Annotated in this window: 6 protein-coding genes; 1 reads left to right on the top strand and 5 read right to left on the bottom strand. The window is 71.2% G+C overall.

Annotation, left to right across the window (positions count from 1 at the left end):
* Positions 1-389: 389 nt before the first annotated feature.
* The 5 genes from rsgA to argC form a co-directional block, all read right to left on the bottom strand.
* Complete coding sequence (gene rsgA, locus FNH09_RS26185; RefSeq protein WP_162469111.1) at positions 390-1,466, bottom strand: ribosome small subunit-dependent GTPase A; 1,077 nt, start codon at positions 1,464-1,466, stop codon at positions 390-392.
* 307 nt (positions 1,467-1,773) lie between these two features.
* The gene (locus FNH09_RS26180) at positions 1,774-3,123 is read right to left on the bottom strand and encodes a sulfate adenylyltransferase subunit 1 (RefSeq protein ID WP_152892181.1); all 1,350 of its coding nucleotides are present in this window, start codon (positions 3,121-3,123) and stop codon (positions 1,774-1,776) included.
* A gap of 2 nt (positions 3,124-3,125) precedes the next feature.
* The gene (gene cysD, locus FNH09_RS26175; RefSeq protein ID WP_238427109.1) at positions 3,126-4,088 is read right to left on the bottom strand and encodes a sulfate adenylyltransferase subunit CysD; all 963 of its coding nucleotides are present in this window, start codon (positions 4,086-4,088) and stop codon (positions 3,126-3,128) included.
* A complete protein-coding gene (gene cysC, locus FNH09_RS26170; RefSeq protein WP_152892179.1) occupies positions 4,085-4,648 on the bottom strand; it encodes an adenylyl-sulfate kinase in 564 nt (187 codons plus the stop codon). The genes cysD and cysC overlap by 4 nt, the downstream gene beginning before the upstream one ends.
* A 31-nt stretch (positions 4,649-4,679) precedes the next feature.
* Positions 4,680-5,711, bottom strand: coding sequence for an N-acetyl-gamma-glutamyl-phosphate reductase (argC, locus tag FNH09_RS26165; protein ID WP_162469110.1), 1,032 nt, complete (start codon positions 5,709-5,711; stop codon positions 4,680-4,682).
* 288 nt (positions 5,712-5,999) lie between these two features.
* Here argC and FNH09_RS26160 point away from each other — a divergent pair, with 288 nt between their 5' ends.
* Positions 6,000-7,337, top strand: coding sequence for an MFS transporter (locus FNH09_RS26160; RefSeq protein ID WP_152892177.1), 1,338 nt, complete (start codon positions 6,000-6,002; stop codon positions 7,335-7,337).
* Positions 7,338-7,346 lie beyond the last annotated feature (9 nt).

Below are 7,346 nucleotides of genomic sequence, written 5' to 3'. Positions count from 1 at the left end.
CCACCGACCCGCCACCCACCGGCTCAGCGCCCCCGCCGCCCGATGCCGACGCCCGGCGTCGGCCGGGTCGCCGCCCGACGGGTCGCCGCCCGGCGTCCGACGTCGACGTCCGGCATCGGCGCCCGGCATCCGGCATCCGGCATCCGGCATCCGGCGTCGGCGCCCGGCATCCGGCATCTGGCGTCCGGCGCTCGGTATCGGCGCTCGGTATCGGCGCCCCGCGCCGGCGTCCGGCGTCGGCACCCGGCATCCGGCATCCGGCGTCGGCGTCAGGCGTCCGGCGTCCGGCGTCAGGCGTCCGGCGTCAGGCGTCCGGCGTCGGCGCCCGCGGCGGACGTTGCCGCCCGCCGCGGACGCCGGGGCGTGTCACCCGGCGGGGATCGCGAGGATCACCGCGCCCGGCCCCGCTTCGCCTCCATGGCGGCCCGGCCTTCCGCGCCCTTGCGCTTCCAGTCCTTGCGGATCTCCGCCCGCAGCCGGGCGTCGGTCTTGGCGACGATCCACTGGTTCTCCCGGACGAGCTTGCGGTAGCTGTCCAGCCGTCGCACGGGCAGCTCCCCCGTCTCCAGGGCGGCCAGCACCGCGCAGCCCGGTTCGGACTCGTGCGCGCAGTCGTGGAAGCGGCACCGCCCCGCCAGCTCCTCGATCTCGGCGAAGACCTGTCCGACGCCGGTCTCGGCGTCCCACAGGCCGACCCCGCGCAGGCCGGGGGTGTCGATCAGCACTCCGCCGCCGGGCAGGGTGAGGAGGTTGCGCGTGGTGGTGGTGTGCCGGCCCTTTCCGTCGACGTCACGGGTGGCCTGTACGCCCATCACGTCAGCGCCGAGCAGGGCGTTCGCCAGGCTCGACTTGCCCGCGCCGGACTGGCCGAGCAGCACGGACGTACCGCCGCCGACGAGGGCGACGAGGACGTCCAGACCGGTTCCGCCGTGGGCGCTGACGGTCAGCACCGGCACGCCGGGCGCCGTCGTCTCCACGTCCTGGACGAGGTACGACAGACCGACCGGGTCCGGCACGAGGTCGGCCTTGGTGAGCACCACCAGCGGCTGCGCGCCGGACTCCCAGGCCAGGGCGAGGAACCGTTCGATGCGGCCGAGGTCGAGTTCGCCGCCCAGGGAGACGGCGACGACGGCGTGGTCGACGTTGGCGGCGAGGACCTGTCCCTCGGACCGCTTGGAGGAGGTGGAACGGACGAAGGCGGTACGGCGGGGCAGCAGGGTCCGCACATAGCGCGGATCACCGCCGTCCGGGTCGACGGCGACCCAGTCGCCCGTGCACACGACCTTCATGGGATCGCGGGGAACGACGAACTCGGTGTCGGCCCGCACGGTGCCGTCAGGGGTGGCGACGTCGCACTGGCCGCGGTCGACCCGTACGACCCGGCCGGGCAGGAGACCCTGCGCGGCGTACGGGGCGAACTCGGTCTCCCAGCCCGCATCCCAGCCGTAGCCGGCGAGAGGATGCACGGAAGGAAGCGGAAAAGTGGAGAAAGACAAGGGGGGACCCTTCACAGGGGTGGCCCCGGAGCCGGCACGCGCACACAGGCGCGAAGACCGGAGATGTCAGCCGAGGGCCACGGAGGTGGAATCGATGAACTCGTGGATGCGGGCAGCGCCCATCGCAACGACAGCCATCAGTCACACCTCCTGGATCACGCTCGGCCGACCACGACGGCCGGCGGCCGCCTCGGAACGAGGAAACCCTAGCCGTGCCTCTCGCCGAAAGGCCACCTCTTTTCTCCGTGGCGGGAACCCGTCTCGTCCGGCGTCCGGTTCAGTGACCGGCCGGTGCCCGTCCGGTCCGGGGTCCCGCGTCGATCATCCCCGCGGCGAGCGTCGCCCCGTCCTGCGGGTCGATGAGCAGGAACGATCCGGTCCGTCTGTTCTGCCGGTAGTCGTCGACGGCGAGCGGCTCGGCGGTGCGAATCAGGACGCCGCCGATCTCGTTGACGGAGAGACCGTCCTCGCAGGGCAGCCGACGGGCGTCGGTGACGTCCGTGCGGTAGTCGATCCGCTCCACCATCGCCTGGACCGTCCGGGTGGTGTGCTTGAGCAGCACCCGCTGCCGCGCCCGCAGCGGGCGGTCGTGCAGATGGCACACGCTGGCGGTGATGTGCCGCAGCAGCTGTGGGGTGGGGCCCGCGCTCAGCAGGTCGCCCCGGGAGATGTCGATCTCGTCGGCGAGCCGGACGGCCACCGACTGCGGTGCCCGCACGCTGTGGGTCTCCTGGCCGAGCACGCTGAGACCGGCGACCGTACTGCTCTGTCCGGACGGCTGTACGACGACACGGTCACCGACCTGGAGGACGCCGGAGACGAGTTGTCCGGCCGGCCAGCGCTCCACCACCTGCCGGTGCTCCGAGGGGTGCCGGATCACGTACTGCACCGGCAGGCGCATCGGCTTGCGGACCGGTTCCGTGCCGACCGGCACGTTCTCCAGATGGGCCAGCAGCGTGTCGCCGTCGTACCAGTCCATCCTGGTCGAGGGTTCGACCACGTTGTCGCCGGTCAGCGCGGACATCGGGATGGCGGTGACGTCCGCGATCCCCAACTCGCCCGCCCGCCGGGTGAACTCGTCCGCGATCGCGGTGAAGGCGGACTCCCGGTAGTCGACGGTGTCCATCTTGTTGACGGCCAGCACGACGTGCGGCACCCGCAGCAGTGCCGCGATCGCGCCGTGCCGCATCGTCTGCGCGACCACGCCGTTGCGCGCGTCGACCAGGATCACCGCCAGGTCGGCGGTGGAGGCGCCGGTGACCATGTTGCGCGTGTACTGCACATGGCCGGGGGTGTCGGCGAGGATGAACCGGCGCGCGGGCGTCGCGAAGTAGCGGTAGGCCACGTCGATGGTGATGCCCTGTTCCCGTTCGGCCCGCAGGCCGTCGGTGAGCAGGGCCAGGTCGGGGCCGTCCTGCCCCCGTCTGCGGGACACCTCCTCGATGGCCGTCGCCTGGTCGGCGAGGACGGACTTGGTGTCGTAGAGGAGCCGTCCGACCAAGGTGGACTTGCCGTCGTCGACCGACCCGCAGGTGGCCAGCCGCAGCAGGCTCCCCGGGGGCCGGCCGGTGGAGTCCGTCCGATCTGCGCACGTCTGATCTGCCGCTGCCGCGACGCCTGTTGACATGTCTAGAAGTACCCTTCTCGCTTGCGGTCCTCCATGGCTGCCTCGGACAGCCGGTCGTCGGCCCTGCTCGCGCCGCGCTCGGTCACCCGGCTCGCGGCGATCTCCGCGATCACCTCGCCCACCGTCGAGGCGGACGAGTCGATCGCGCCGGTGCAGGACATGTCGCCGACCGTGCGGTACCGGACCCGGCGCTCGCACAGGGACTCGTCGTCCCGGGGGCCGCCCCAGTCGCCGGGCGCCAGCCACATGCCGTCGCGCCGGAACACCTCGCGCCAGTGCGCGAAGTAGATCTGCGGCAGTTCGATGCCCTCGTGCTCGATGTACTGCCAGACGTCGAGCTCGGTCCAGTTGGACAGCGGGAAGACACGGAAGTGCTCGCCGGGCCGGTGGTGACCGTTGTAGAGCTGCCACAGTTCGGGCCGCTGCCTGCGCGGCTCCCAGGCACCGAACTCGTCCCGCAGGCTGAACACCCGTTCCTTGGCGCGTGCCTTCTCCTCGTCGCGCCGGCCGCCGCCGAACACGGCGCCGAAGCGGCCGTCGCGGATGGCGTCCAGCAGGGGAACGGTCTGGAGCGGATTGCGGGTGCCGTCCGGCCGCTCCTGGAGCGTTCCGTCGTCGATGTACGACTGCACGGACGCCACGTCGAGCCGCAGGGAGTGCTTCTCGACGATCCGGTCGCGGTAGGCGATCACCTCGGGGAAGTTGTGGCCGGTGTCCACGTGCAGCAGGGAGAACGGCAGTGGCGCCGGGGCGAACGCCTTGAGCGCCACGTGCAGCATGACGATCGAGTCCTTGCCGCCGGAGAACAGCAGCGTCGACCGGTCGAACTCGCCCGCCACCTCGCGGAAGATGTGGGCCGCCTCGGCCTCCAGTGTCTCCAGGTGCGTCAGCGGGGGCGCCGGCTGCGGTCGCGGGCCGCGACGTCCGGGACGGCCGGCGGGCGCGAGCTGCGCCGGGGCGGTCATGACAGCCCCCGGGCCGTGAGCAGCGCGCTCACCCGGCGGACCGACTCGGCGACCGTCTGGTGCTGGGTGTGGACCCGCAGCTCGGGATCGACCGGGACCTCGTAGGGGTCGTCCGCGCCGGTGAGACCGCTGATCTCACCGGCCGCCTGCCTGGCGTAGAGGCTCTTGACGTCCCGGTCGGCGCAGATCTCCACCGGGGTCGCCACGTGCACCTCGATGTACGGGACACCGCGCGCCGCGTGCAGGTCGCGGACCGCCGCGCGGGACAGCGCGTAGGGCGCGATGACCGGGACCAGCACCGTGACGCCGTGCTCGGCGAGCAGCCCGGCCACGTAGCCGATCCGCCGCACGTTGGTGTCCCTGTCCTCCTTCGAGAATCCCAGTTCCGCGGAGAGCGCGGCACGGACCTCGTCGCCGTCGAGCACCTGGACCCGGTGTCCGCCGGAGCGCAGTCGCTCGGCGAGACCCACCGCGATGGTGGTCTTGCCCGCGCTCGGCAGGCCGGTTAGCCAGACCGTGCCGCCCTGCCACGCGGCTGGTGTGTCGTTCGGTGCGCTCATGTGCGGATCTCCCTCTCGCGTCGGCCGGGGTTCACAGGGGGTGCAGACCGGGGAAGGTCAGGCCGAGGTTCTCGGGCCGGCCCATGCGGATGTTGAGACACTGAAGGGCGTTGCCGGCGCCGCCCTTGACCAGGTTGTCCAGCGCGGCGATCGTGGTCAGGCGACCGCTGTCCTCGTCGATCGCGTAGCCGACGTCGCAGTAGTTGGAGCCCAGGAGGATCTTCGGGTCCGGGTAGCGGAAGGTGCCGCGCTGGTGCGCGACGACCCGGACGAAGGGCTCCTCGGCGTACTGCTCGCGAAAGGCCCGGCGCACGGTCTGCTTGTCCACGCCGGGACGCAGCGTGGCGTGACAGATGGTCTGGACGCCACGGACCGCTTCGACGCCGGTGGCGGTCATCGCGGCGGACAGGCCCAGATGCCGCGAGATCTCGGCTTCGTGGCGGTGCCCGGTGGGCGCGAACACGCGCATGGAACCGCTGCGTTCGGCGTGCAGGTTGGCCGGGCCCGCCATGGCGCCCGAACCGCTGGATCCGGTGCGGGCGTCGAACTGGGCCCCCTGCTCCGGGTCGATCAGATCCCGGGCCACCAGGGGGTACAGGGCCAGTACGCCGGCCGTGGCCATGCAGCCGGGGACACTGACCAGGTCCGCGGTGCGCAGCCGGTCGCGGTGCAGTTCCGGCAGGCCGGGCACGAAGTCGTCCAGCAGCTGCGGGGCCTGGTGCTCCTCGCCGTAGTAGCGCCGGTAGACCTCGGCGTCGTCGAGCCGGAAGTCCCCGGTCAGGTCGAAGACGAACTTGGACCGCTGCTTCCAGTGGTCGATCTGGGTCATCGCGACCCGGTGCGGCAGCGTCAGGAACACCGCGTCGCACTCGTCGACCTCGTCCGCCGAACAGAACGTCAGATCGGTGGCGGACCGCAGATTCGGATGCACGCCGTCGACCCGTTTCCCCGGGAATCGGGACGAGACCGCGCCCACCACCTCGACCTCGGGATGGCCCAGCAGCAGTCTCAGCAACTCCCCGCCGATATATCCGGCCGCACCGGCCACCGCCACCCGTATCACGACCGTATCCCCCTCACTGCAATACGCCGACGCGTCACCACGACTCCTTCCGGTCCGAATCGACGATCCATGCGAAGAAAACTACGGACCCGTGCGGCTCATCCGCGTCCGCGACGAACACAGCCCCCATGAGGCGTCCGAATTAGATTCCGGTCGCACGACTAAGCATCTCGATTACCCGTCGTGAGCACCGTGCGTGCCAATCTTGGGATCGGCCCCTATGCGTCGAGGAGTTCAGTACGGCGTTCCCGGCGCCGCCATTCCGCCACCGAGAGAGAGACGGATCAGATGAGGGTCACCCAGAACCCTGATTTCCGGCGGCTGCGGGCCGCGCAGGGCGTCAGCCAGATAGGCAGCCAGATCGGTTTCCTGGCGCTGCCGCTCGCCGCCCTCCAGGTGCTGCACGCCAGTGTGTTCGAAGTCAGTGTGCTCACGGCCGTGCAGATCGTGCCCTTCCTGCTGATCGGTCTGCCTGCCGGAGTGTGGGTCGACCGGATGCGCCGAAGGCCGGTCCTGATCGGCACCGACCTCTTCCGCGGGGTGCTGCTGCTCACCGTCCCGCTGGCCTACGCACTGGACACGCTCACCCTCGGCCAGCTCTACGTGGTGGCGTTCGGGCAGGGCGTCGCCACCGTTTTCTTCGACGTCGCCTACCAGTCGTATCTGCCGGACGTCGTCGAGGCCGATCAACTGACCGAAGGAAACGCTCAGTTGGAGCTGGCGCGGTCCGCGTCGCAGTTGATCGGCCCCAGCGCGGGCGGCTGGCTGATCTCGGCGCTGAAGGCCCCGGTCGCGCTGGGCGCCGACGCGTTGTCCTTCCTGTTCTCCGCGTTCATGGTGTCGCGCATCCCGGCCGACCGGGAGAAGCCGGTGGTGAGGGACGGCAACCGGACGACCTGGACGGTGCTGTGGAAGGAGGTCGGCGAGGGACTGACCTTCGTACGGCACCACCGGCTGCTGGCCCCGCTGGCCGGGGTCGGCGGGCTCCTCAACTTCTCCTACGGCATGGTCGCGGCCATCTTCACCACCTACACCGTGCGTGAACTGGGCTTCTCCGCCGGCAAGCTGGGCACCCTGATGGCGATCGGTTCGCTCGGCGTCGTCGTGGGGGCCGTCGTGGTCCGCAGGCTGTCGCAGCGTCTGGGCACCGGGCCGAGCATCGTGCTGGGCGCCCTCCTGAACGGTGTCGGCCCGCTCTTCACCCCCGCCGCGCCCGCCTCGGCCCCCGAAGCGGTCATCACCTGCGGCCTGTTCCTCCAGTCGTTCGGCGTGGTGCTCTTCAACGTGAACCAGGTCAGCCTGCGTCAGAGCATCACCCCGCGAGCGCTCATGGGCCGGATGACCGCCACGATCCGGTTCGTCATGTGGGGCACCCTTCCCGTCGGTTCGCTGTGCGCCGGCGCGCTCGCCTCGAACATCGGCCTGCACCGGGCCCTTTGGGTGTCGGCGGCGGTCGGCGCCCTGGCGTTCCTCGGGGCACTGTTCTCCGGCGTACGGACCGTGGGTACGAACGAGGTTCCCCTGCCGGTCCCGGCGGCCGGCACCACGGCCGACGACAGCACCGCCGACGACACCGCGGCCTTGGACGAAGACGCGGAACAGTACGACCGCGCCGACGCCAGGTGAGTTCGCGGC

The organism is Streptomyces adustus, from assembly GCF_009377175.1.
Classification (GTDB): Bacteria; Actinomycetota; Actinomycetes; order Streptomycetales; family Streptomycetaceae; genus Streptomyces; species Streptomyces adustus.
This window is presented reverse-complemented; position numbering and strand designations above follow the sequence as displayed.